Source organism: Microbacterium sp. B35-30 (assembly GCF_010634855.1).
Classification (GTDB): Bacteria; Actinomycetota; Actinomycetes; order Actinomycetales; family Microbacteriaceae; genus Microbacterium.
This window is the reverse complement of record NZ_MWLQ01000036.1, coordinates 1-23,780: the sequence shown is the minus strand read 5'-3', so window position 1 is coordinate 23,780 and position 23,780 is coordinate 1. Positions and strand designations below refer to the sequence as shown.

The 23,780-nt window shown below is 68.7% G+C and carries 24 protein-coding genes and 1 pseudogene; 22 read left to right on the top strand and 3 right to left on the bottom strand.

Annotated features, from left to right (window positions below; all coding sequences use genetic code 11):
* Positions 1–86 precede the first annotated feature (86 nt).
* From ftsZ to B2K11_RS17510, 7 genes and pseudogenes are all read left to right on the top strand, one after another.
* Positions 87–1,238 (top strand): cell division protein FtsZ, encoded by a 1,152-nt coding sequence (gene ftsZ, locus B2K11_RS17540; RefSeq protein WP_163620240.1) that lies wholly within the window; start codon positions 87–89, stop codon positions 1,236–1,238.
* A 19-nt stretch (positions 1,239–1,257) separates the two neighbouring features.
* Positions 1,258–1,944, top strand: coding sequence for a YggS family pyridoxal phosphate-dependent enzyme (locus tag B2K11_RS17535; RefSeq protein ID WP_239526210.1), 687 nt, complete (start codon positions 1,258–1,260; stop codon positions 1,942–1,944).
* Positions 1,945–1,976: 32 nt separating this feature from the next.
* Positions 1,977–2,441, top strand: coding sequence for a cell division protein SepF (sepF, locus tag B2K11_RS17530; protein ID WP_163620265.1), 465 nt, complete (start codon positions 1,977–1,979; stop codon positions 2,439–2,441).
* Positions 2,442–2,450: 9 nt separating this feature from the next.
* Positions 2,451–2,750 (top strand): YggT family protein, encoded by a 300-nt coding sequence (locus B2K11_RS17525; protein ID WP_163620236.1) that lies wholly within the window; start codon positions 2,451–2,453, stop codon positions 2,748–2,750.
* Between the two features lie 138 nt (positions 2,751–2,888).
* Positions 2,889–3,461, top strand: coding sequence for a DivIVA domain-containing protein (locus tag B2K11_RS17520; protein ID WP_163620234.1), 573 nt, complete (start codon positions 2,889–2,891; stop codon positions 3,459–3,461).
* A gap of 3 nt (positions 3,462–3,464) precedes the next feature.
* Positions 3,465–3,995 (top strand): annotated as a pseudogene (lspA, locus tag B2K11_RS17515) (signal peptidase II); the annotation flags it as partial.
* Between the two features lie 256 nt (positions 3,996–4,251).
* Complete coding sequence (locus B2K11_RS17510; protein ID WP_163620232.1) at positions 4,252–5,172, top strand: RluA family pseudouridine synthase; 921 nt, start codon at positions 4,252–4,254, stop codon at positions 5,170–5,172.
* A gap of 41 nt (positions 5,173–5,213) precedes the next feature.
* Here the strand turns inward: B2K11_RS17510 and B2K11_RS17505 are convergent, their stop codons facing one another.
* Positions 5,214–5,690: an NUDIX domain-containing protein gene (locus tag B2K11_RS17505; protein WP_163620230.1), complete on the bottom strand. Its 477-nt coding sequence runs from the start codon at positions 5,688–5,690 to the stop codon at positions 5,214–5,216.
* A gap of 94 nt (positions 5,691–5,784) precedes the next feature.
* Here B2K11_RS17505 and B2K11_RS17500 point away from each other — a divergent pair, with 94 nt between their 5' ends.
* The 9 genes from B2K11_RS17500 to B2K11_RS17460 all read left to right on the top strand — a co-directional run bounded on the left by B2K11_RS17500 (position 5,785) and on the right by B2K11_RS17460 (position 16,413).
* A complete protein-coding gene (locus tag B2K11_RS17500; RefSeq protein WP_163620228.1) occupies positions 5,785–6,354 on the top strand; it encodes a GNAT family N-acetyltransferase in 570 nt (189 codons plus the stop codon).
* Between the two features lie 9 nt (positions 6,355–6,363).
* On the top strand, positions 6,364–6,813 hold the full coding sequence (locus B2K11_RS17495) for a hypothetical protein (protein WP_163620226.1): 450 nt from the start codon (positions 6,364–6,366) through the stop codon (positions 6,811–6,813).
* 72 nt (positions 6,814–6,885) lie between these two features.
* Complete coding sequence (locus B2K11_RS17490; protein ID WP_163620224.1) at positions 6,886–7,491, top strand: RNA polymerase sigma factor; 606 nt, start codon at positions 6,886–6,888, stop codon at positions 7,489–7,491.
* Entirely contained in the window at positions 7,466–8,548 is a 1,083-nt protein-coding gene (locus B2K11_RS17485) for a hypothetical protein (RefSeq protein ID WP_163620222.1), read from the top strand. The genes B2K11_RS17490 and B2K11_RS17485 overlap by 26 nt, the downstream gene beginning before the upstream one ends.
* 182 nt (positions 8,549–8,730) lie before the next feature.
* Entirely contained in the window at positions 8,731–12,249 is a 3,519-nt protein-coding gene (gene dnaE / locus B2K11_RS17480) for a DNA polymerase III subunit alpha (protein ID WP_163620220.1), read from the top strand.
* Between the two features lie 119 nt (positions 12,250–12,368).
* Positions 12,369–13,514, top strand: coding sequence for a hypothetical protein (locus B2K11_RS17475; RefSeq protein ID WP_239526209.1), 1,146 nt, complete (start codon positions 12,369–12,371; stop codon positions 13,512–13,514).
* Positions 13,515–13,544: 30 nt separating this feature from the next.
* Positions 13,545–14,846 carry a histidinol dehydrogenase gene (gene hisD / locus B2K11_RS17470; protein ID WP_163620218.1) on the top strand — a complete coding sequence of 434 codons (1,302 nt, stop codon included), beginning with the start codon at positions 13,545–13,547 and terminating at the stop codon, positions 14,844–14,846.
* A 31-nt stretch (positions 14,847–14,877) separates the two neighbouring features.
* Positions 14,878–15,369: a transcriptional regulator NrdR gene (gene nrdR / locus B2K11_RS17465; RefSeq protein ID WP_163620216.1), complete on the top strand. Its 492-nt coding sequence runs from the start codon at positions 14,878–14,880 to the stop codon at positions 15,367–15,369.
* Between the two features lie 18 nt (positions 15,370–15,387).
* Complete coding sequence (locus B2K11_RS17460; RefSeq protein ID WP_163620213.1) at positions 15,388–16,413, top strand: quinone-dependent dihydroorotate dehydrogenase; 1,026 nt, start codon at positions 15,388–15,390, stop codon at positions 16,411–16,413.
* A 45-nt stretch (positions 16,414–16,458) separates the two neighbouring features.
* On the opposite strand, the gene B2K11_RS17455 is transcribed toward B2K11_RS17460, so the two are convergent.
* On the bottom strand, positions 16,459–17,055 hold the full coding sequence (locus B2K11_RS17455) for a DUF3043 domain-containing protein (RefSeq protein ID WP_163620211.1): 597 nt from the start codon (positions 17,053–17,055) through the stop codon (positions 16,459–16,461).
* Between the two features lie 47 nt (positions 17,056–17,102).
* On the opposite strand from B2K11_RS17455, the gene B2K11_RS17450 reads away from it, so the two are divergent.
* The 6 genes from B2K11_RS17450 to B2K11_RS17425 all read left to right on the top strand — a co-directional run bounded on the left by B2K11_RS17450 (position 17,103) and on the right by B2K11_RS17425 (position 23,186).
* Positions 17,103–18,503: a dipeptidase gene (locus tag B2K11_RS17450; protein ID WP_163620210.1), complete on the top strand. Its 1,401-nt coding sequence runs from the start codon at positions 17,103–17,105 to the stop codon at positions 18,501–18,503.
* Positions 18,504–18,631: 128 nt separating this feature from the next.
* Positions 18,632–18,997 (top strand): iron-sulfur cluster insertion protein ErpA, encoded by a 366-nt coding sequence (erpA, locus tag B2K11_RS17445; RefSeq protein WP_163620208.1) that lies wholly within the window; start codon positions 18,632–18,634, stop codon positions 18,995–18,997.
* A 168-nt stretch (positions 18,998–19,165) separates the two neighbouring features.
* The gene (gene coxB, locus B2K11_RS17440) at positions 19,166–20,068 is read left to right on the top strand and encodes a cytochrome c oxidase subunit II (RefSeq protein ID WP_163620206.1); all 903 of its coding nucleotides are present in this window, start codon (positions 19,166–19,168) and stop codon (positions 20,066–20,068) included.
* A 2-nt stretch (positions 20,069–20,070) separates the two neighbouring features.
* Positions 20,071–21,834: a cytochrome c oxidase subunit I gene (ctaD, locus tag B2K11_RS17435; RefSeq protein WP_163620204.1), complete on the top strand. Its 1,764-nt coding sequence runs from the start codon at positions 20,071–20,073 to the stop codon at positions 21,832–21,834.
* Between the two features lies 1 nt (position 21,835).
* Complete coding sequence (locus B2K11_RS17430) at positions 21,836–22,300, top strand: cytochrome c oxidase subunit 4 (protein ID WP_163620202.1); 465 nt, start codon at positions 21,836–21,838, stop codon at positions 22,298–22,300.
* Between the two features lie 55 nt (positions 22,301–22,355).
* Positions 22,356–23,186, top strand: a complete 831-nt coding sequence (locus B2K11_RS17425; RefSeq protein WP_163620200.1) for a protein phosphatase 2C domain-containing protein — start codon at positions 22,356–22,358, stop codon at positions 23,184–23,186.
* 9 nt (positions 23,187–23,195) lie between these two features.
* On the opposite strand, the gene B2K11_RS17420 is transcribed toward B2K11_RS17425, so the two are convergent.
* On the bottom strand, positions 23,196–23,615 hold the full coding sequence (locus B2K11_RS17420) for a rhodanese-like domain-containing protein (protein WP_163620198.1): 420 nt from the start codon (positions 23,613–23,615) through the stop codon (positions 23,196–23,198).
* Positions 23,616–23,780 lie beyond the last annotated feature (165 nt).

Genomic DNA, 23,780 nt, shown 5'->3' with positions numbered 1-23,780 from the left:
TCGAGTCAAGGAATTGCATACCGGGCAATTCTTTATACCTCTACTAGAGGTTGAAGGTTAAAAGGTCCAGGGCTACGGAGGCCGGCATGAGCCAGAACCAGAACTACCTCGCCGTGATCAAGGTCGTAGGCGTCGGCGGCGGCGGCGTCAACGCGGTCAACCGCATGATCGAGCTCGGCCTGCGCGGGGTCGAGTTCATCGCCATCAACACCGACGCCCAGGCGCTGCTGATGAGCGACGCCGACGTCAAGCTCGACGTCGGACGCGAACTGACCCGAGGGCTCGGCGCAGGTGCCGATCCGGAAGTGGGCCGTCGCGCCGCCGAAGACCACGCCGAAGAGATCGAAGAGGCGCTCCGCGGTGCCGACATGGTCTTCGTGACGGCGGGCGAAGGCGGCGGCACGGGCACGGGCGGCGCGCCCGTGGTCGCGAAGATCGCCAAGTCCATCGGCGCCCTCACCATCGGTGTGGTGACCAAGCCTTTCTCGTTCGAGGGCCGCCGCCGTCAGCAGCAGGCCGAGACCGGCGTCGCCAAGCTCAAGGAAGAAGTCGACACCCTCATCGTGGTGCCGAACGACCGCCTCCTCGAGATCAGCGACCGCGGCATCTCGATGATCGAGGCGTTCGCGACGGCCGACCAGGTGCTCCTCGCCGGTGTGCAGGGCATCACCGACCTCATCACGACGCCGGGTCTCATCAACCTCGACTTCGCCGACGTCAAGTCGGTGATGCAGGGGGCCGGATCGGCCCTCATGGGCATCGGCTCGGCCCGCGGCGCAGATCGTGCCATCAAGGCCGCCGAGCTCGCCGTCGAGTCGCCGCTGCTCGAGGCGTCGATCGAGGGTGCGCACGGCGTGCTGCTGTCGATCCAGGGCGGATCGAACCTCGGCATCTTCGAGATCAACGACGCCGCCCAGCTCGTCAAGGAGGCCGCGCACCCCGAGGCGAACATCATCTTCGGAACGGTCATCGACGACACGCTCGGCGACGAGGTGCGGGTCACCGTCATCGCGGCCGGCTTCGACGGCGGCGAGCCGGAGAAGCGCATCGAGCCGATCGCGGCCGCGCGTGTGGTCTCGACTCCCGCGGTGCCGGCCACCCCGGCCGACGAAGCGGCGAAGGATCGCGATGTCGTCGAGCAGGTGCCCGTCCCCGTCTCGGTCGGCGCCGTCACCGAGTCGTCGTATGACACGGCGTTCGGCGACGATGATCTCGACATCCCCGACTTCCTCAAGTAAGCCGTCGGCACGCCCGGCCGTGACAGACCTCCGTGCGCATCTCGCGGCGATCGATGAGCGGATTGCGGATGCCGCACGCGCGGCCGGTCGCGATCCCTCGGAGCTCACCCGCATCGTGGTGACCAAGTTCCACCCCGCTTCGCTCGTCGACGAGCTGTACACGCTCGGCGTGCGTGACGTGGGCGAGAACCGGCAGCAGGAGTTCAGCCGCAAGGTCGTCGAGGTGGGCGATCTCGCGGGCCTGCGGTGGCACTTCATCGGGCAGGCGCAGACCAACAAGGCTCGTGCGATCCGGGCCGCGGCATCCGTCGTCCATTCGCTCGACCGCACCCGGCTCGCCGACGCGCTCGACGCGGCCGGCGAGCCGGGGGAGCCCCCGCTCGACGTGCTGCTGCAGGTCAACCTCACGGACGACCCGGGCCGCGGGGGCGTTGCCCCCGGCGAGCTCGAGGCGCTCGCGTCGCACGCCGCTGCGCTGCGCTCGCTGCGCGTACGCGGCGTGATGGCGGTCGCACCGCTCGACGAGCACCCGGCGGACGCGTTCGCCCGGCTGAACGCCCTCGCCGGCACCGTGCGCGCGGTCGTGCCCGAGGCGGATTGGATCTCCGCCGGCATGACGGCGGACTTCGCCGAGGCGATCGCGGCGGGCGCGACACACCTACGCATCGGTTCGGCAATCACCGGCCCCAGGCCACAACGCGGTTAACCTCGGAACAGATGAGCACTACGGAGGATCAGATGTCGAACCCGCTCAAGAAGACCATGGTGTACCTCGGACTCGCAGACGAGGAAGAGGTCTACGAGGAGCCTGCGCCCCAGCCGCGTGCTCGCAAGTCGGAGCAGGTCGTCGACAAGCCGGCCGCTCCGATCACACCGATCCACCGGCCCGCCGTGGTGCGTCAGCCGGCACCGGCGACGATCAACGAGATCCTGACGGTGCATCCCAAGCAGTACCGCGATGCCCAGATCATCGCCGAGAACTTTCGTGACGGCATCCCCGTCATCATCAACCTCTCTCAGATGAGCGACGCCGACGCGCGTCGTCTGATCGACTTCGCCAGCGGTCTGTCGCTGGGGCTCTACGGGCGCATCGAGCGTGTCACGAGCAAAGTCTTCCTGCTCTCGCCCGAGAACGTCGCCGTGTCGGGCGATGGGGCCGTCCCGCAGGCGGATCCGGAGTCGGTCCCCTTCACGCAGCCGTAGTCTGGCTACGTGGCAGTCGTCCAAATCATCGCAGCGATTCTCAACCTCGCGCTGCTCCTCTATGTCTTCGTGTTGCTCGCGCGGCTGATCCTCGACTGGATCCCGTTCTTCAACCGCGAGTGGCGCCCGCGTGGCGCCGGGCTCGTGGTCGCCGAGCTCATCTACACCGTCACGGATCCGCCCATCAGGCTGTTCCGGCGCTTCATCCCGCCGTTGCGCGTGGGTGCCGTCGCCATCGACTTCGGGTTCGCGCTGACGATGCTGGGATGCTTCATCCTGCTCAGCATCACGCGCACACTTGCGGGCTGAATCGGCGACTCACTGTGACGCGGGCCGCGCCTTCGACACTCGCAGAACCGATGACTATGCTTTGCTGATACGAACGGCCGCCAGCAGGCGGTCGCCCCGACATCGGCCAGCGACCAGACGCTCGAAAGAGGAATCACCATGGCATTGTCCCCCGATGACGTCGTCACCAAGCAGTTCCAGCACGTCCGATTCAAAGAGGGTTTCGACCCCGACGAGGTGGACGATTTCCTCGACGAGATCGTCGTGGAGTGGCGCAAGGCTCTCACCGAGAACGAGGAGCTGAAGGCCAAGCTGGCGGCGTACGAGTCGGGTGCTGCGCCCGCACGAGCCGCGGAGCCCGCTCCGGCTCCCGTCGCTGAGGCCGCACCGGTCGGCGGTGCCGCCCCCGCCGCGAGCGCGGGCATCATCGAGCTGGCCCAGCGCCTGCACGACGAGCACGTCGCCGAGGGCATCGCGCAGCGCGACCAGCTCATCTCCGACGCCAAGTCGCAGGCGGCTTCGATCGTCTCCCAGGCCGAGACCCGCGGCCGCGAAGAGCTCGCGAAGCTCGACCGCGAGCGCACCACGCTCGAGGGCCGCATCACCGAGCTCCGCAACTTCGAGCGCGACTACCGCGCCCAGCTGCGCAGCTACATCGAGGGCAAGCTGCGCGACCTCGAGACCTCGGCGACGACGTCCGGCGCCCAGCCGGTGTCGGCGCTGGGCCTCTAGGCCTTGACGCGTCGACCTCCCCTTCGTCAGGCGGCGGCCGGCACCATCATCGCGATTCTCGCGGTGCTGGTGCTGGCCGCCGACCAGTTGGCGAAGTACCTCGCGCTCGAGAACCTGCCGTTCCAGGAGCCTGTCGAGGTCCTCGGCGACTTTCTGAGCTTCTACCTCACGCGCAACCCCGGCGCCGCCTTCTCGCTCGGCGAGGAGGTCACGTGGATCTTCACGATCGCACTGGCCGGCGTCGCGGGCGTCATCGGCTGGCTGGCCGCGACGCGGGTGCGTTCGCGGCTCTGGGCCGTCACGCTCGGGCTTCTCCTGGGCGGCGTCCTCGGCAACCTCACCGACCGGCTCTTCCGTGACCCCGGGTTCGCCGTCGGGCACGTCGTCGACTTCATCAACACGCCGTGGATGTGGTTCTTCCCCGGCATGTCGCCGGCGATCTACAACATCGCCGACATCTTCATCGTGTGCGACATGATCGCGATCGCACTGCTGGTCCTCGTCGGGGTGCACATGGACGGCTCGCGCGATCGCGATCGCGGCCGCGACGACGAGGAGTCGCAGCTGGGCGCAGAGGGTGACCAGTCCGCGCCGGGCGGTGCAGTGGCGGGATCCGGCAACGCGTTCCCCGTAGCGGACGCCGATGCCGGGATCCCGGCCGACGAGCGCGGTCTGCCGCCGCTGAGCGCGAGCGAGCAACTCGCGGTCGAGGAAGCGGCCGAGCGCCAGGCGGATGAGTTCGAGGCCGAGCCGGAGACCCGGCGGCCCGGGCGCGACGCCGAGATCTGACATGGAATCCCGCAGCCTCCCCGTTCCCGACGGGCTCGACGGCGCTCGCGTCGATGCGGCGCTCGCGAAGATGCTCGGCTTCTCGCGCACCTTCGCGGCCGACGTGGCCGATGCCGGCGGCGTGTCCATGGACGGGCGCACGCTCTCGAAATCCGACAAGCTGCGGGGCGGGGCCTGGCTCGACGTGGCGTGGACCCCCAAGGAAGAGCCGCGCGTGATTCCGGTCGAGGTGCCCGACCTCGGCATCGTCTACGACGATGACGACATCGTGGTCGTCGACAAGCCCACCGGCGTCGCCGCACACCCCTCGCTGGGATGGGAGGGTCCGACGGTGCTGGGCGCCCTCGCCGCCGCCGGCTACCGCATCGCGACGACAGGCGCTGCGGAGCGCCAGGGCGTCGTACACCGCCTCGACGTGGGCACCAGCGGGCTCATGGTCGTCGCCAAGACCGAGTCCGCGTACGTCGCGCTCAAGCGCGCTTTCAAGGAGCGCGAGGTCGAGAAGATCTACCACGCCGTCGTGCAGGGGCACCCCGACCCGCTCGCCGGCACGATCGACGCGCCCATCGGGCGGCATCCTTCGCACTCATGGAAGTTCGCCGTCACCCCCGACGGCAAGGATTCGATCACGCACTACGAGACGCTCGAGGCCTTCCCCGGTGCGTCGCTGCTCGTGATCCATCTCGAGACCGGTCGCACGCACCAGATCCGGGTGCACATGGCCGCCCACCGGCATCCGTGCGTCGGCGATCCGCTCTACGGCGCCGACCCGACGATGTCAGCGAGACTCGGCCTCACCCGGCAGTGGCTGCACGCGCACGAGCTCTCATTCGCCCACCCGGCCACGGGGGACTGGGTCACCTTCACGTCGGCGTACCCCGCCGACCTCGCCCACGCGCTCGAGGTGCTGCGCGGCGACTGATCGCGCGCGCCCGCACGCCTCCGCGCGGTGCGGGTGACCGGTCAGAGGCCGCCCTCGAACCGGGCGACGTGCTCGTCCCGCAGCGCGAACTCGATCCGCCGGCGCATGTCGGGCAGCTCGAGCTCCGGGAGCGCATCGACGTCGTACCAGCCGACCTCGGTCATCTCGCCGTCTGCCGGGTACGGGTCTCCTGACACCCACGTGCAGCGGAAGGTGAGGTCGAGGTAGTCGGACTGATCGCCGTTCGGGTAAGTGACCCGCGGGATCTGGTGCACCCACGCGAGCCGTTCGACGCGGCACACGACATCGGCCTCCTCGAGCGTCTCGCGCACCGCGGCATCGGCGGGCTCCTCGCCCGGGTCGACGATGCCCGTCACCGGTGTGAGGTGCCCGTTGTCGCTGCGGCGCCCGAGCAGCACCTGTCCCTCGCGGAGCACGACAGCGGTCACACCGACGAGCGGCAGCGGGCGGGTGCCGACGAATCGGCGCAGATCGAGGACGAAGTCGGGGGTCGGCATGCACTCACCGTATTGCGGGCCGGCGCGTCGGCAGGTGCCGCCACGGCGGTGTCGGCGTATGGCGGATGTCGGATGCCGTGGTCACACTGGTCGCATGGCGATCGAAGTGCGGCCGGCCACGGTGTTCGACGACGTGGCGGCTCTGGTGGGGCCGAAGAACCCGCAGTCGAACGTGTGCTTCTGCCTGAGCTACCGCATCCCGGCGAAGGAGGCGACCGCTCTGCGCGGGCCGGAGCGCGCCGAACGCGTGCGCCGGCTCATGGACGAGGAGGGTCCGATCGGCGTGCTCGCATACGACGGCGACGAGCCCGTCGGCTGGGCGGCCGTCGCACCCCGCACCCGCACGCACTTCGCGACGTTCCGCAAGATCCCGCACGTCGATGACCTCGACGTGTGGTCGCTCTGGTGCTTCCGGGTGCGGCCGGGCCACCGCAAGAAGGGTGTGATGCATGCGCTCATCGACGGAGCCGTCGACTTCGCGCGGCAGAGCGGCGCTCCCGCGATTGAGGGATACCCGGTCGACAACGGCGATGCGAGGGTGGACCTCACGATGGCCTACGTCGGCACACGGCGCCTGTTCGAGCAGGCCGGTTTCGCCAAGGCGGCCGACACGACGTCGGTGCTCTCGGGATTCCCCCGTGTGCTCATGCGGCGCGACCTCTAGCGTGGACGCGTGAACCACCTCCTGCAGCGCCGCCTCGAACGTGCGAACACGCTCTACCTCGACTTCGTCGACACGATCCCGGCCAAGCACCTGGGCTCGCGTCTGCGCGATCTGCCGTCCGACGCGATCGGCCACCAGCTGTGGTGCGTACTCGGCGCGCGCGAGAGCTTCCCGAAGGCCGCCCGCGCGGGGGAGTGGCAGGGCTTCACGAGCCCCGTCGCGCGGGATGAGACCACGGATGCCGCGGCACTCCGTGCCGCCTTCGTCCAGACGGCCGCCGACATCGATGAGTGGGTCGCCGGCATCGACGCCGGCGACGAGGACTCGCTCCGCTACGTCCTCGCCCTCCTGGAGCACGAAACGCAGCATCAGGGCCAGCTCATTCGGTACCTCTACGGCCTCGGCATCGACCGGCCGCACTCATGGCAGCAGCAGTACGCGCTCGATGAGGACTTCTGAGCGACCGACTTTCTGAGAGACCGAGTTCTGAGATTCCGTGAACCGTCCCCGCAGTATCCGGCAATACCCGTTGTGAGTACAGACAGCGAGATCATCCGCCGGTCCGTCGATGCACCCTCCGCGTTCGCGGAAGTGTTCGAGCGGCACGCACGGGTGATCGGGGCGTTCGCCGCCCGCCGGGTCGGATCCCACGCCGCGGAAGATGTGCTGAGCGAGACGATGCTCGTCGCGTTCCGGCGTCGGCACGACTTCGATGCCACGTGGGAATCGGCGAAGCCCTGGCTTCTCGGCATCGCGTCGCGCGTGATCAAGAAGCATCGCACCGAAGAAGCCCGGCAGTGGCGCTCGTTCGAGGCATCCGTCTCCCGCGGCGATCACACGAGTGACGGCGCGATCGAGGCGGCCGGTGACCGGGCGGACGCCTCGTCCGCCGTGCGTGCGCTGGCACCGCGCATCGCGGCGCTGGCCCCGCGAGACCGCGAGACGCTGCTCCTGTACGCGTGGGGCGACCTCACCTACGAGGAGATCGGCATGGCGCTCGGGGTTCCCGTCGGCACCGTGCGATCGCGCCTGAACCGGGTGCGGCGCAAGCTCGCGCCGCCGGGGTCGCACGCGTCCGTCCGACTCACGTGGATCGCGAAGGAGGAGACCGATGGAGCTTATGGAACGAGTGCGTGACCTCGGGCGGGACGCCCCGACCCTTTCCGACGAGGGGATCGGCGCCGCACGACGGGCGCTGCTCAGCGAGATCGCCCGGGAGGTGCGAGCGGATGCCGCGGCCACCCGCCGCCGCACCGTCCGCTGGATCGGCGGCTCGGCGCTGGCCGGCGGGCTGGCGGCGACGGCACTGGTGATCGGGTTCGTCGCGGTGCCGGCCACAGCGCCGACAGCGTCGGCTGCGGCACAGGTGCTGGAGAAGGCGGCGGCGGCGAGCATCCGGGCCGCAGAGGAAGTCGTGCCGGCCGGCAGCTACACACGGGTCAACACCGCATTCACGTCGCTCACGACGTACGACGAGCAGATGCCGGCCGGTGCGAAGTTCAACAACGCCTTCCGCTCGGAGGCGGAAGCCGTGATCCTCATCGAGGATGAGTCGAGCGTCTATGTGCCCGCGGACCCCGCGGGTGAATGGGTGCGCGAGCGGAGTCCCTACCAAGTCACGGAGTCGGTCGGCCCGCGTGCCGCCGAGGCCGCCGAGGCGTGGAGTCGTGAGCTGAACCCCGGGTTGGGATTGGCTGGCATCACGCGGTACCCCGCCGGCGTCGCCGAAGGCGGTCGCGATGGTGACGTGGTGACCTACTACCTGGACGGCCGCGAGACGTACGAGGACATGCCGACGGATCCCGACGGGGTGGTCGCGTGGTTCGAGGAGCGGTATGGCGCGGAGGGGGAGCCCGACGGCATGGCGCACTTCTTCATCGAGACCATCGGTGACCTCATGTCGTTCAACCTGGCGCCGGCGACCGCGCGCGCCGGGATGCTCAGAGCGTTCGCGTCCCTTCCGGGTGTAGAAGTCGTCGCGACCGACGGTGACCTGACCACGCTCGCATACGAGCGAGACTTCGAAGCGGGACCGGCTCGTGTGGAGTTCGTGCTCGACACCGCACGCGGCTACGTCGTGCAGTCGACCAACTGGGGGATGGGCGAGTACGACGAGCCCGTGGCCTTCGAGGGCGTCCCCGATTGGCAGAGTCGTACGGTGTCGACGGTCTCGATCGTCGATTCGGCGCCCTGATCGCGGACCGGGAGCCGGCCGCGAGGGCGCCGGGCGGAGGCATCCGCTCGGCGCACTCGCGCATCGCAACGACCTTCAACACAGTGACCTTCAACTCGAAGGTGAGGCGACCTCGCCAGGAGAGTCCGCGGACTCGCGGAGGCCGTGGCGAGAGTGTCCGAGACCGTACCTAGACTCGATCCGTGGCATCCGACTCCTTCGTTCATCTGCACGTGCACAGCGAGTACTCGATGCTCGACGGCGCCGCCAAAATCGGCGCCATGACCCAGGCGGCGGCGGACTACGGCATGCCGGCGATCGCCGTCACCGACCACGGCAACACCTTCGCGGCGTTCGAGTTCTACAACGCGGCCAAGGCGGCGGGTGTGAAGCCGATCATCGGCCTCGAGGCGTACGTGACCCCGGGCACGCACCGCAGCGACAAGTCGCGCGTCCAATGGGGTTCGCCCGAGCAGAAGAGCGATGACGTCTCGGGCTCCGGCGCCTACACCCACATGACGATGTGGAGTCAGAGCACGGAGGGCATGCACAACCTCTTCCGGCTCAGCTCGCTGTCGAGCATGGAGGGGTACTACTTCAAGCCGCGCATGGACCGGGAGCTGCTGGAGACCTACGGCAAGGGTCTCATCGCGACGACGGGCTGCCCGTCCGGCGAGGTGCAGACGCGTCTGCGGCTCGGTCAGTACGACGCCGCGCGCGCGGCGGCCGCCGAGTTCCAGGACATCTTCGGCAAGGAGAACTACTTCGCCGAGATCATGGACCACGGGCTCTCGATCGAGCGCCGCGTCATGACCGACCTGGTGCGCCTCTCGAAGGATCTCGGCATTCCGCTCGTCGCGACCAACGACTCCCATTACACCCACCAGCACGAGGCCGACGCGCACGCGGCCCTCCTCTGCGTGCAGTCCGGCTCGACGCTGGACGACCCGAACCGATTCAAGTTCGACGGCGACGGCTACTACATCAAGACCGCCCAGGAGATGCGCCAGATCTTCCGAGAGCATCCGGAAGCCTGCGACAACACCCTCCTCATCGCCGAGCGCTGCGAGGTCGAGTTCAACACGAGCGCGAACTACATGCCGCGCTTCCCGGTCCCCGACGGCGAGACCGAAGACAGCTGGCTCGTCAAGGAAGTCGAGACGGGGCTGCATTACCGCTATCCCGACGGCATCCCCGACAAGGTTCGCAAGCAGGCCGAGTACGAGACCGGGATCATCCTCCAGATGGGTTTCCCCGGCTACTTCCTGGTCGTCGCCGACTTCATCAACTGGGCGAAGGACAACGGCATCCGAGTCGGCCCCGGCCGTGGCTCCGGCGCCGGCTCGATGGTGGCTTACGCCATGCGCATCACCGATCTCGACCCGCTCGAGCACGGCCTCATCTTCGAGCGGTTCCTCAACCCGGACCGCGTCTCGATGCCCGACTTCGACGTGGACTTCGACGACCGTCGCCGCGGCGAGGTGATCGACTACGTCACGGAGAAGTACGGCTCTGAGCGCGTCGCGCAGATCGTGACCTACGGGACGATCAAGTCGAAGCAGGCGCTGAAGGACGCGGGGCGTGTGCTCGGCTTCCCGTTCAGCATGGGAGAGCGTCTCACGAAGGCGATGCCGCCGGCCGTGATGGGCAAGGACATGCCGTTGAACGGCATGTTCGACCCGCAGCATCCGCGGTTCAAGGAGGCAAGCGAATTCCGCGCGCTCATCGACACCGACCCCGATGCGAAGACGGTCTTCGACCGCGCGCTGGGGCTCGAGGGACTCAAACGTCAGTGGGGCGTGCACGCCGCCGGCGTCATCATGTCCAGCGAACCGCTGCTCGGCATCATCCCGATCATGCGCCGCGAGCAGGACGGCCAGATCGTCACGCAGTTCGACTACCCGTCGTGCGAGACCCTCGGGCTCATCAAGATGGACTTCCTGGGGCTGCGCAACCTCACGATCATCTCCGACGCGCTCGACAACATCCGGATGAACCGGGGCGAGGAGCTCGACCTCGAGCATCTCGCGCTCGATGATCGGGACGCCTACGACCTGCTCACCCGTGGCGACACCCTCGGCGTGTTCCAGCTCGACGGCGGCCCGATGCGGTCGCTCCTGCGCCTTCTGAAGCCCGATAACTTCGAGGACATCTCGGCCGTCATCGCGCTGTACCGGCCCGGCCCGATGGGTGCCAACTCGCACATCAACTACGCCCTGCGCAAGAACGGTCAGCAGGACATCACGCCGATCCACCCCGAGCTCGAAGAGCCGCTGAAGGACATCCTCGACACCAGCTACGGCCTGATCATCTATCAGGAGCAGGTCATGGCGATCGCGCAGAAGGTGGCGGGCTTCTCGCTCGGACAAGCAGACATCCTCCGCCGCGCAATGGGCAAGAAGAAGAAGTCCGAGCTCGACAAGCAGTACGAGGGCTTCTCCGGCGGCATGAAGGAGCGCGGCTTCGGCGATGACGCCATCAAGGCGCTGTGGGACATTCTGCTGCCCTTCTCGGACTACGCGTTCAACAAGGCGCACTCGGCCGCGTACGGCCTGGTCTCGTACTGGACCGCGTACCTCAAAGCCCACTATCCCGCCGAGTACATGGCGGCGCTGCTGACCAGCGTGGGCGATTCCAAAGACAAGATGGCGGTCTACCTCAACGAGTGCCGCCGCATGGGCATCAAGGTGCTGCCGCCTGACGTGGGCGAGTCGATCCGCTACTTCGCGGCAGTGGGGGAGGACATCCGATTCGGACTCGGCGCCGTCCGCAACGTCGGCGCCAACGTCGTCGACGGCATCGTCACCGCACGCAAGGAGGCGACGTTCGCGTCGTTCCACGACTTCCTGGTCAAAGTCCCGATGCATGTGGCCAACAAGCGCACCATCGAATCGCTCATCAAGGCCGGAGCGTTCGACTCCATGGGCGACACCCGGCGTGCTCTGCTCGAGGTGCATGAGGATGCGACCGAAGCGGCCGTCGACCGCAAGCGGAACGAGGCGCAGGGCGCCATCGGGTTCGATTTCGACAGCCTGTACGACGCCGTCGAAGAGGTGGCGCCGCCGAAGGTGCCGCCGCGGCCGGAGTGGACCAAGAAGGACAAGCTGGCCTTCGAGCGCGAGATGCTCGGCCTCTACGTGTCGGACCACCCGCTCGCTGGTCTCGAGATCCCGCTCGCCAAGCACGCCTCGACGAGCATCCACGACCTGCTGGCGTCGGAGGATATCGGCGACGGCGACCAGGTGACGATCGCCGGCCTCGTGACCAGCGTGCAGCATCGCGTCGCCAAGCAGAGCGGCAATCCGTACGGCATGATCACGGTTGAGGACTTCGACGGCGAGATCACCGTCATGTTCATGGGGAAGACCTACACCGAGTTCCAGCACATGCTGGTGGCCGACTCGATCCTGGTGGTGCGAGGACGGGTGTCGCGACGCGACGACGGCATGAACCTGCATGCGCAGTCGGCCTTCACCCCCGACCTGGGGACGACGGATGACTCGAGCTCGCTGATCCTCGTCATGCCCGAGCGGCGCGCGAGCGAGGCGCTCATCGGCGAGCTGCTGCAGACCCTGACCCGCCACGCCGGTGACACCGAAGTGTCGCTCAAGCTCCACAGCGGCACGGTGGCGAAGGTTTTCGAGGTGCCGCACACGGTGCGGATCACCCCTGATCTGTATGGCGAGCTGAAGGGTCTTCTCGGGCCGCAGTGCCTGGGATGACGCGGTGACGCGAAGGCGACGACGAATGTCGCGGTGTCTCGCGTGGTCTCATCGCGGTCTCATGCGCCGTGGGTAATATCGGGTCGACGCGGGCCTCAGGTCCGCCGGAAGGGACGATTGTGACGGACGAGAAGCAGGACGGGAACATCGACGAGGCGGTTGCGACCGAAGAGCCGCCGCAGTACGGAGTGGGGCCGTTCTCGATCCGTGAGGTGGCCCTCGCGGGCACGTGGCTCGTCGCATTCGTCGTGTCGTTCTTCCCGATCTACGGAGACCTGGGCGTCGGCCCTTCGGTCTGGAGCAGCGGGATCGACTGGGTCCTCACCGTCGGGGTGCCCACCGTGGCCGTGTTCCTCATCGTGCTGCGCCGGCTCTCGCCGCAGGGCATCCGCCGGGTCGGGTCGCTCGGGATCGACCAGTTCGCATCCGTCGCGTTCTCGGTCGCCACAGTGCTGTGGCTCACCATCATCTGGAACTCGTTCATCCAGCTCGCCAGCGGACGCGCCTTCCTCGGCACCTGGGTCGTGTGGGTGGAGTTCTTCCTCATGCTCGCCGGCGTCTTCCTGACCGTGCTGGCGCCGTTCATCGCGCCGTTCGCGCAGGACTTCCGCGGGCGCCCCGAGGTTCCGGCCCATCGCAACGCCCGTCCGGTGCTGCCGGTCTCGCCGCGCCCGGCGTTCGTGCGACCGGAGCCCGCCGCCGACGAGGACGCTCCGTACTCGGAGGACACCGCCACCGCCGACGAGAACGCGTACGAAGCCGCCCCGGCGCACGCCGCGCAGGCACCCGCGACCCCGTACGCGGCGTCTGCCGACGGCTCGGAGGCCACGGCCGACGCGGGCGTCGACGATACGCCCCGCGGCGCGTACGACGACGCAGAGACCACGGTCCTCCCGCTCGACGAGCAGGACGCCGACGCCGATGCGCGTGCCGACGTCGCCGCGGCCGCGACAGCGACCACCGTGGCCGCCGACCGGCCCGAGGCCGCGACCGAGCCGGTCCACGCACGCGAGTCGTTCGAGCACGTCGAGAACCCGTCGTCGACCGTCGAACCCGCTGCGGCGACCGCGCCGCAGCACCAGGCGTTCTGGGCCCTCGTTCCCGAGGAGCGCGACATCGTCGACGAGATCGGCATCCCCGTGTTCCGCATCGGGCCGACCGCCTGGGCGCTCGTCATCGAGGATCGCGGCGACGCCTTCGTGGTGCGCCACGAGGACGGCCGCATCGGCTACCTGCACGACGTCTCCGGCGTCACGCGCGGCTGAGCGCGTCCGCCCGCGCGGTACCGTAGACGGATGCTCCGAACGATCGACCTGCGCGGGCGCACGCTCTCGCCCGCCGAACTCCTCGCGACCGTTCCCCGTGCCGCAGCGGCCCGGGAAGAGGCCCTCGCGACGGCAGTGCACATCGTCGACGACGTGGCTTCTCGCGGCGAGGCGGCTCTGCGCGAGCAGGCCGAGAGGTTCGACGGTGCAACCGGCCACGACATCCGGGTGCCCGCCGCGCACCTCGACGAGGCCCTTGCGGCGCTCGACCCGGCGGTGCGCTCGGCGCTCGAAGAGGCCATCGCGCGCGTGCGGGTGGCGTCCGCAGCCCAGGTTCCCGCGCCGACCGTCACCGACCTCGGACCCGGCGCCCGGGTGACGCAGCGGTGGCAGCCGGTGCGTCGCGTGGGTCTGTACGTTCCGGGCGGCAAGGCCGTCTACCCCTCGAGCGTCGTGATGAACGTCGTGCCGGCGCAGGTCGCCGGCGTGAGCGAGATCGCGCTCGCTTCACCGCCGCAGCGCGAGTTCGGCGGCCGGGTGCACCCGGTGATCCTCGGCGCCGCACGGCTCCTCGCCGTCACCGAGGTGTACGCGATGGGCGGCGCGGGAGCGATCGGCGCGCTCGCGCACGGCGTCGCATCCCTCGGCCTCGAGCCGGTGGACGTCGTCACCGGCCCCGGCAACAACTTCGTGGCGGCTGCCAAGCGGGCGGTCGCGGGTCTGGTCGGGACGGATGCCGAAGCCGGCGCCACCGAGATCCTCGTGGTCGCCGACGAGACCGCCGACGCGCGCCTGGTCGCCGTCGACCTCATCAGCCAGGCCGAGCACGACGAGCAGGCCTCCGCCGTGCTCGTGACGACCTCCGAGCGCCTCGCGGACGATGTGCTCGCAGTGATCGCCCCGCGGGTGGCGGCGACGCGGCACGCCGAGCGCGTCGCCACGGCACTCGCCGGCCCGCAGTCCGCGATCGTGCTCGTCGACGACCTCGCCGCGGCCACGGCGTTCTCGAACGCCTACGCGCCGGAGCACCTCGAGCTGCACCTGGCCGACCCCCGCCCCGGCGACTTCGTCCACGCGGGCGCGGTGTTCGTGGGGCCGGACTCGCCGGTCAGCCTCGGCGACTACCTCGCCGGCAGCAACCACGTGCTGCCCACCGGCGGCCAGGCCCGGTACGCCGCCGGGCTGTCGGCCGCGACGTTCCTGCGCACGCAGCAGGTCATCGAGTACGACCGCGACGCGCTCTCGGTCGTCCGCGACGCGATCGTGACCCTGGCCGAGGCCGAGGCCCTGCCCGCCCACGGCGAAGCGATCACAGCCCGGTTCCAGGACTGAGACCGGATTCCCGGCGTAGGCTGTCTCTGCCATGCACTGCCCGTTCTGCCGCCACGCCGATTCGCGCGTCATCGATTCGCGCACCAGCGACGACGGTCTCAGCATCCGTCGCCGTCGTCAGTGCCCCCAATGCGGTGGCCGCTTCACGACGATCGAGACCGCCAGCCTCAACGTCATCAAGCGCTCCGGCGTGATCGAGCCCTTCAGCCGCGAGAAGGTCATGTCGGGCGTGCGCAAAGCGTGCCAGGGGCGTCCGGTGACGGACGCGGATCTTGCGGTGCTCGCCCAGACGGTGGAGGAGAGCATCCGCCAGACCGGTGCCTCGCAGCTCGACGCCAACGAGATCGGCCTGGCGATCCTCGGGCCGCTGCGCGAACTGGACGAGGTGGCTTACCTGCGGTTCGCGAGTGTCTACCAGGCCTTCGACTCGCTCGAGGACTTCGAGACGGCGATCGAGCAGCTGCGCGTCGATCATGGCCGCGCCCGCGCCGCGGACGAGAGCGCGGCGGTCGCGGGGGAGTGACCGGATAGCCTAGGAGGGATGTATCCCCTCCTCTTCCGCACCGTGCTGTCGCGCATGGATCCTGAGTCCGCCCACCACAGCGCGATGGTCGTGATCCGGATGCTGGGGGTCCCGCCCTTCTCGTGGGTCGCGCGTGCGATCACCCGGCCCGCCCCGCAGCTGGCGACGACAGCGCTCGGCCTCACGTTCGACTCGCCGTTCGGTGTCGCCGCGGGCTTCGACAAGGACGTCAAGGGTGCGGCGGGCCTGCACGCGCTGGGTTTCGGTCACGTCGAGGTCGGCACCGTGACGGCGATCCCGCAAGACGGCAACCCGCGCCCGCGACTCTTCCGCCTGATCCCGGACCGCGCCGTCGTCAACCGCATGGGCTTCAACAACCACGGCGCCGCGGCTGCCGCGACGCGGCTCCGCCGGCTGCGCCGCCGCTCGCGGCGCACGGTGCTCGGCGTCAACATCGGCAAGAGCCGGGTCGTCGAGGTCGCGGACGCGACCGCCGACTATGTGCGCAGCGCGACGCTGCTGGCGCCGCTCGCCGACTACCTCGTCGTCAATGTGTCGTCGCCGAACACTCCGGGACTCCGCGGGCTGCAGGCGGCCGAGACGCTGCGGCCGCTGCTGGACGCGGTGCGTCAGGCCGCGGGCACCACGCCGCTGCTGGTCAAGATCGCGCCCGACCTGCCCGACGACGAGGTCGTCGCGATCGCAGAGCTCGCCGTCGATGCAGGACTGGCCGGCATCATCGCCACGAACACGACGATCTCGCGCGACGGGCTCGTCACCGACCCCGCAGTGGTCGCCGCTGCCGGCGACGGCGGTCTGTCGGGGGCGCCGCTGAAGGCGCGCGCGCTCGAGGTGCTGCGACTGCTGCGCGAGACGGTTCCTGCCGCCTTCTGCGTCATCTCCGTCGGCGGCGTCGAGACCGCCGACGACGTGCGGGAGCGGTTGGTTGCCGGAGCGACCTTGGTGCAGGGCTACACGGCGTTCCTCTACCGCGGCCCGCTGTGGGCGCGGCAGATCAACCGCGGGCTCGCGAAGCGGCGCTGAGCAGCCCGGTGACGCCGGCGCGGGCAGGCTTGCGGCAGTGCGGGCTCAGACCGGCTTCTGGCCGCGCTTGACCTGCGGCTTGGGCAGACGCAGGAAGCGCATCTGGACGGTGCGCATCGCCGCGTACCAGCCGAGGCCCTTCTCGACCTTGCCCTCGCCGAACTTCTTCTTGGCGGCGCGCTTGACGGTGATGGATGTGATGACCATGTCGCCGATCACGAAGAAGATGAAGATCCACAGACCCACGAAGGCGTAGTACTGCACGGCCGGGAGGGGCAGGAACGTCGCCAGGATGACGAGCACCATCGCGGGCATGACGGCTTCGCCGAGGTGCCAGCCGCCGTCGACCCAGTCGCGCACGAACTTGCGCTGCGGGCCCTGGTCACGTGCCGGCAGATAGCGCTGCTCGCCGTTGGCCATGCCGATGCGGGCCTTCTCCCGCTGAGTGGCGAGGTCGGCTTTCGCGCGCGCCCTCGCCTCCTTCGTGTCGGCGACGAGGGGGCGCTTGCGGGCGGCCTCCTGCTCGGCGCGGGAAGGAGTGGGGCGTCCCTTGGGCGAGGGACCGCCGAGGGGGACGCCGTTCAGCGCGGTGCCCTCCGACGGTGCGTCGTTGGACGAGGGTGCTGCAGGTGTCTTGGCCACGGATGATCCTCGATGTGCGGAGTAGGGGTGCACTTAAGATTACCCGCATGACGTCTGAGCTCTCCCGACAGGATGCTGTGCGCGATGCCGCGGCATCCGGCATCCCGTCCGCCCTCGCCGATCTCGGCACCCTGGTGCGCATCCCGTCCGTCGCCTTCCCGGGGTTCGACCCCGAGCAGGTGCAGCGCAGCGCAGAGTCCGTCGCCGCCCTCGTACGCGAGACCGGGCTCTTCGAGACGGTCGAGATCCGCACCGCGGCGGTGCCGGAGACGGGAGAGCAGGGCAACCCGGCCGTGCTCGCCACCCGGGCGGCCCGCAACGGGCGGCCGACCATCCTGCTGTATGCGCACCACGACGTGCAGCCGGTGGGCGATGAGTCGCTCTGGGAGTCGTCGCCGTTCGAGCCGACGGTCCGCAGTGGTCGCCTGTACGGTCGCGGCGCGGCCGACGACAAGGCCGGCATCATGGCGCACGTCGCGGCGCTGCGCGCGCTCAAAGAGGGCATCGGCGACGACTTCGACCTCGGTGTCGTGCTGTTCTTCGAGGGCGAGGAGGAGGCGGGATCCCGCTCGTTCGCACAGTTCCTCTCCGACAACGCCGACGCGCTCCGCGCCGATGTGATCGTCGTCGCCGACTCGGGAAACTGGGACGCGAAGACTCCTGCGCTCACGGTGTCGCTGCGCGGCAACACCCGCTTCACCCTGAGCGTGCGCACGCTCGAGCACGCGTCGCACTCCGGAATGTTCGGCGGTGCGGTCCCTGACGCCATGATGGCCACCGTCAAGCTGCTCTCGACGCTCTGGGACGACGACGGCGCGGTCGCCGTGGCCGGACTCTCGGAACGGGATGCCGACACCCCGCCGTACAGCGAGGAGACACTGCGCGACGAGGCGGGGCTGCCCCCCGGCGTCTCGCCGATCGGCCGCGGCACGATCCTCAGCCGCATCTGGAACAAGCCGTCGATCACGGTGACCGGCATCGACGCGCCGAGTGTCGTCAACGCCTCGAACACGCTCAGCCCCGAGATCTCGGTCGTGATCAGCGCCCGCATCGCCCCCGGTCAGCGTGCACGCGACGCGTACGCGGCGATCGAAGCCCACCTGCGGCAGCACGCGCCGTTCGGCGCGCAGCTCTCGTTCAGCGACCAGGACTTCGGCGACGCATTCCTGGTCGACACCTCGGGCTGGGCTGTCGCGGCCGCGCGGGAGGCGCTGCACGAGGGCTACGGCGTCGAGTCCGTCGACATCGGTGTGGGCGGATCGATCCCGTTCATCGCGGACCTGGTCCGGGAGTTCCCCGGCGCACAGATCCTCGTCACGGGCGTCGAGGACCCGCATTCGAAGGCGCACAGCCCGAATGAATCGCTGCACCTCGAGACGTTCCGCAACGCCGTGCTGGCCGAGGCGCTGCTGCTCGAGAAGCTCGACGCGCGCACCCCGCAGGCGTAGGCGAGTCTCCGGGATCGGCGTGGACACGCCGATCTCGGAGCCTCCTCTCGGCGGGCACGCGTAGAATCGACGTCATCCCGCCGCCTGCAGTGGATGATCGATCCGGGCGGCCCTTCCGGAGGAGTGCCATGACCGACACCGCACTGACGACCGAGCAGACCGCGAACGAACACGGTGTGCTGCTGACCGACGCCGCCGCCGTCAAGGTCAAGAACCTGCTGAACCAGGAGGGGCGCGACGACTTGCGCCTGCGCGTCGCCGTGCAGCCCGGTGGATGCAGCGGCCTGATCTACCAGCTCTACTTCGACGAGCGCTACCTCGACGGTGACAAGACGGTCGACTTCGACGGCGTCGAGGTCATCATCGACGACATGAGCGTCCCCTACCTCGACGGCGCCACGATCGACTTCAAGGACACCATCTCGGAGCAGGGCTTCACGATCGACAACCCCAACGCGGCCGGTTCCTGCGCCTGCGGCGACAGCTTCCACTGACGGTCGGCGCTCCGACACTTTTCCGGCGGGTCCGGCACGCTTCGAATAGCGGCCGGGCCCGCCTTTTTCGATCTGCGGGACGCGATTCAACCTGGGCGGATGGCCTGAATCCCCTGGGCGCTTGCCCTAGACTGGCAAGAGTCCTGTTCGTGATCGGAAAGGTGCACAGTGCCTTCGAAACGCCGTATCCGCTGGGCCGTTCTCCCGCTCGGGATCGCAACGGCAGCAGTCCTCGCCGGATGCACCCCGACCGAGCTGCACGGCTTCCTCCCCGGGTTCACCGAAGACGGCCAGCCGGCCACGAACCGCACCGACATGGTCGCGGGTCTCTGGGTCAACTCCTGGATCGTCCTCCTCGCCGTCGGCGTCGTCACATGGGGCCTCATGGGGTGGGCCGCGATCGCGTACCGCCGTCGCAAGGGTCAGATGGGCCTTCCCGTCCAGCTGCGCTACAACATGCCGATCGAGATCTTCTACACGATCGTGCCCCTCATCCTGGTGATCGGCTTCTTCGCCTTCACCGCGCGCGATCAGACGATCCTCGAGACGCAGTACGACGAGCCCGACGTGTCGATCACGGCGATCGGCAAGCAGTGGGCCTGGGACTTCCAGTACGACGGCGAGTCCGACGACGACACCGTCTGGACCATGGGCGTCCAGGCGCAGAGCGCTCCCAACGGCGACCGCGACGAAGCGGAACTGCCGACGCTGTACCTGCCGGTCGACCAGACGGTCAAGATCAAGCTGCAGTCGCGCGACGTCATCCACTCGTTCTGGATCATCGACTTCCTTTACAAGAAGGACATGTACATCGGCAAGGACAATTTCTGGTCCTTCACGCCGACCCGCGAGGGCACCTATGCCGGCAAGTGCGCCGAGCTCTGCGGCGAGTACCACTCCGCGATGCTGTTCAACGTGGAGGTCGTGAGCGAAGACGAGTACGAGGACTACCTCGAGTCGCTCCGCGACGCCGGTCAGACCGGTGACATCAATGACGCGTACGACCGCCTGCAGAACGCCCCGGGAACGGGTGCGACCGGCGAGGCGTCAGACGAAGAGGGAGACCACTGATCATGGCGACGACGCTTCCGCTCCAGGAGACGACGCAGGGTCGCCCGACCACCCTGCCGCCGCGTCAGGCCGCCCTGCTCAGCGCTTCGCGCGTCGAGCAGAAGGGCAACATCATCGTCAAGTGGATCACGTCCACCGACCACAAGACGATCGGCTACCTGTACCTCATCTCGTCCGTCATCTTCTTCCTCCTCGGCGGAGTGATGGCGCTGATCATCCGTGCAGAGCTCTTCGAGCCCGGCATGCAGATCATCCCGACGAAGGAGCAGTACAACCAGCTCTTCACGATGCACGGCACGATCATGCTGCTGATGTTCGCGACGCCGCTGTTCGCGGGCTTCGCGAACGCGATCCTGCCGCTGCAGATCGGTGCGCCGGATGTCGCGTTCCCGCGTCTGAACGCGTTCGCCTTCTGGCTGTTCCTGTTCGGATCGACGATCGCCGTCGCCGGATTCCTCACCCCGCAGGGCGCGGCGTCGTTCGGATGGTTCGCCTATCAGCCGCTCGCGAACGCCAGCTTCTCTCCGGGTGCGGGCGGAAACCTCTGGATGCTCGGCCTCGGCATGAGCGGTTTCGGCACCATCCTCGGCGCGGTGAACTTCATCACCACGATCATCACGATGCGCGCGCCCGGCATGACCATGTGGCGCATGCCGATCTTCTCGTGGAACACGCTGATCACCAGCATCCTGGTCCTGATGGCCTTCCCGGTGCTGGCCGCCGCGATCCTCGCCGCTGCCGCGGACCGCGTCCTCGGCGCCCACATCTACGACCCCGCCAATGGCGGCGTGCTGCTGTGGCAGCACCTGTTCTGGTTCTTCGGTCACCCCGAGGTGTACATCATCGCGCTGCCGTTCTTCGGCATCGTCTCGGAGATCTTCCCGGTCTTCAGCCGAAAGCCGATCTTCGGCTACAAGACCCTCGTCTACGCGACGATCGCCATCGCGGCGCTGTCGGTCGCGGTGTGGGCTCACCACATGTACGTCACGGGGGCCGTGCTGCTGCCCTTCTTCGCCCTGATGACGATGCTCATCGCCGTGCCCACGGGCGTGAAGATCTTCAACTGGATCGGAACACTCTGGCGAGGGTCGGTGACGTTCGAGACGCCGATGGTCTTCGCTCTCGGCTTCCTGGTGTCGTTCGTCTTCGGCGGTCTCACCGGCGTGATCCTCGCGTCGCCGCCGCTCGACTTCGCCCTGTCGGACTCGTACTTCGTCGTGGCGCACTTCCACTACGTGGTCTTCGGCACGGTCGTCTTCGCGATGTTCGCCGGCTTCTACTTCTGGTGGCCGAAGTGGACCGGCCGGATGCTCAACGAGCGCCTCGGCTACGTGCACTTCTGGATGCTGTTCATCGGCTTCCACATGACCTTCCTCATCCAGCACTGGCTGGGCGTGGACGGCATGGTCCGCCGTTACGCCGACTACTCCGAGGCGGACGGCTGGACCTGGCAGAACCAGGTGTCGACGATCGGCGCGATCCTCCTCGGCGCCTCGATGATCCCCTTCCTCTTCAACGTGTGGATCACGTCGCGCAAGGCGCCCAGGGTGACGGTCAACGACCCGTGGGGCTACGGCGCGTCGCTCGAATGGGCGACCTCGTGCCCGCCGCCGCGGCACAACTTCACGTCGATCCCGCGCATCCGCAGCGAGCGGCCCGCGTTCGACCTGAACCACCCCGAGGCGGGCATCCCCGTCGGCGTCGGACCGGCGAAGGACGCCCCCGAAGCCCCGGTTGCAGACCTCGCCGAGGGAGAGGTGAAGTAAGGTGCGCACGAACACCGGACTCTGGTGGTTGCTGTCCGCGTTCTTCCTGGTCGTGGCGGTGATCTACACCGCGTGGAACCTGCTCTCGCATTGGGACACCAACGCCACGGGCGGCCAGCAGATGTGGGAGACGATCACCCTCTCGATCGAGTGGGTCGGCAGTGTCGCGCTGCTCTTCACCGCCATGATGGCTGCGCTCATCGCCTTCTACATCGGCCGCGTGCACAATGCCCAGGGCGGCGAGCTCCCCGAGGACCGCCTGACGGCCGACATCGACGACGGTGACCCGGAGCTCGGTGAGTTCAGCCCTTGGTCGTGGTGGCCCATCGTGCTCGCCTTCTCGGCGGCGCTCGGCATGATCGGCCTCGCGGTCGGCGCCTGGCTCATGCCCATCGGCATCGGCGTCTTCGTGGTCGCCATCGTCGGCTGGGTGTACGAGTACTACCGCGGCTACTTCGCCCGCTGATCGGCGATCTGACGCTTCGCGTGGCTCACCACGCACACTGCCCGGGTGCCCGTCCATGACGGGGACCCGGGCGCGTCTGCGTGCGGCCGCGTGCTCTGACATCGGTCTGCACCGCGCGACCAACCAGGATGCCGCGTTCACGTCGTCCTGGGGAGCCGCCGTCGCGGATGGGGTCGGCGGCGGACCTGCCGGCGACCTGGCCTCGGCGACCTTCATCCACCGCCTGGCGGCCGGTCGGCTGGACGGGCTCGAGCCCGTGCAGCTCGCGGACAGCGTGCGCTCGGCGAACTGGGATCTGCGCGCCCACGTCGAGCGCGATCCCTCGCTCCGCGGCATGGCCACGACCTTCACCGGCATCTTCGTGGCGCGCGACGGCGGCGTCCTGCTCGCTCACACCGGCGACTCCCGCGCGTACCGGCTGCGCGGCGGGCAGCTGGTGCAGGTGAGCCGCGACGACTCGCTCGTCCAGGCTCTGGTGGACCAAGGCCTCGTGTCGATCGCGGAGGCCGCCTCGCACCCTCGTCGCAACCTCATCACCGCGTCCCTCAGCGGCGCTGAGCGTGACACCGCCACGGTGATCGCCTTCGATGCGCCGGCGGGGGATCGATGGCTGCTGTGCAGCGACGGGCTCACCGACTATGTTCCGGATGCCGAGATCCGCGCACTTCTGATGAACATCCCGGATGCGGCGGCAGCTGCCGAGGCGTGCGTCGCCCTCGCCCTCGATGCCGGCAGTCGCGACAATGTCACCGCGGTTGTGTGCGACGTCGTCGATCCTGAGTTACGGCGCACACGCGGCCTGGCGGCCCGCCGGGCAGAGCTCGCGCCGACGTCGTTCTACGGCGCGGCAGCGACGCGCTTCATGGAAGGGCTCGAGTCGGCCTGACCGGGCCGATCAGCCCGCGACCTTCGCGCGGACGACCATCACCTGGGCGTCGAACACGCGGGGGAGTTCACCCTCGTCGTTCTCGGTAGGCTGGCCCTCGCGCACCCAGTATTCGTATCCGCCGATCATCTCTTTGACGGCGTAGCCGAGCTTCGCGAACTCGACGGCGCCCTTCGCGCCGGCGTTGCAGCCGGGGCTCCAGCAATAGACCACGACGCGGGTCGAAGGATCGATCTCGCGCGGTGCACGCTCCGCGATCTTGCGGTACGGCATGTGGATGGCGCCCTTGATGCGCCCCTGCTCCCACGCCTCGTCGCCGCGCACGTCCACCAGCACGAATGCCTCTCCGTCCTTCTGTGCGGCGTACACGTCGGAGGCGTCGGTCTCGACGGCGAGCTTGGCGGAGAAGTACGAGAGTGCATCGGTCATGCCTCCACGCTACGACAGCGAAGAAAACAGCGGCCCTGCGGGCGCGGTCAGGTCGCGTTCGATTCCTGCCGATCCAGGGGAGTGCCCTGCGGTTCGGGGCGTCGTCGGCAGCGCATCGGCGTCGTTCCCGCGGGGCGCCACGAGAATGACGGATGCCTCGGCACG

Bases quoted from the DNA above. Each gene is read 5' to 3' on its own strand.
- sepF (WP_163620265.1), top strand. From the start codon at position 1,977: ATGTCGAACCCGCTCAAGAAGACCATGGTGTACCTCGGACTCGCAGAC.
- B2K11_RS17510 (WP_163620232.1), top strand. From the start codon at position 4,252: ATGGAATCCCGCAGCCTCCCCGTTCCCGACGGGCTCGACGGCGCTCGC.
- B2K11_RS17420 (WP_163620198.1), bottom strand. From the start codon at position 23,615: ATGACCGATGCACTCTCGTACTTCTCCGCCAAGCTCGCCGTCGAGACC.
- hisD (WP_163620218.1), top strand. From the start codon at position 13,545: ATGCTCCGAACGATCGACCTGCGCGGGCGCACGCTCTCGCCCGCCGAA.
- erpA (WP_163620208.1), top strand. From the start codon at position 18,632: ATGACCGACACCGCACTGACGACCGAGCAGACCGCGAACGAACACGGT.
- B2K11_RS17505 (WP_163620230.1), bottom strand. From the start codon at position 5,690: ATGCCGACCCCCGACTTCGTCCTCGATCTGCGCCGATTCGTCGGCACC.
- nrdR (WP_163620216.1), top strand. From the start codon at position 14,878: ATGCACTGCCCGTTCTGCCGCCACGCCGATTCGCGCGTCATCGATTCG.
- ctaD (WP_163620204.1), top strand. From the start codon at position 20,071: ATGGCGACGACGCTTCCGCTCCAGGAGACGACGCAGGGTCGCCCGACC.
- B2K11_RS17500 (WP_163620228.1), top strand. From the start codon at position 5,785: ATGGCGATCGAAGTGCGGCCGGCCACGGTGTTCGACGACGTGGCGGCT.
- B2K11_RS17520 (WP_163620234.1), top strand. From the start codon at position 2,889: ATGGCATTGTCCCCCGATGACGTCGTCACCAAGCAGTTCCAGCACGTC.
- B2K11_RS17460 (WP_163620213.1), top strand. From the start codon at position 15,388: ATGTATCCCCTCCTCTTCCGCACCGTGCTGTCGCGCATGGATCCTGAG.
- B2K11_RS17425 (WP_163620200.1), top strand. From the start codon at position 22,356: ATGACGGGGACCCGGGCGCGTCTGCGTGCGGCCGCGTGCTCTGACATC.
- B2K11_RS17485 (WP_163620222.1), top strand. From the start codon at position 7,466: ATGGAGCTTATGGAACGAGTGCGTGACCTCGGGCGGGACGCCCCGACC.
- ftsZ (WP_163620240.1), top strand. From the start codon at position 87: ATGAGCCAGAACCAGAACTACCTCGCCGTGATCAAGGTCGTAGGCGTC.
- B2K11_RS17450 (WP_163620210.1), top strand. From the start codon at position 17,103: ATGACGTCTGAGCTCTCCCGACAGGATGCTGTGCGCGATGCCGCGGCA.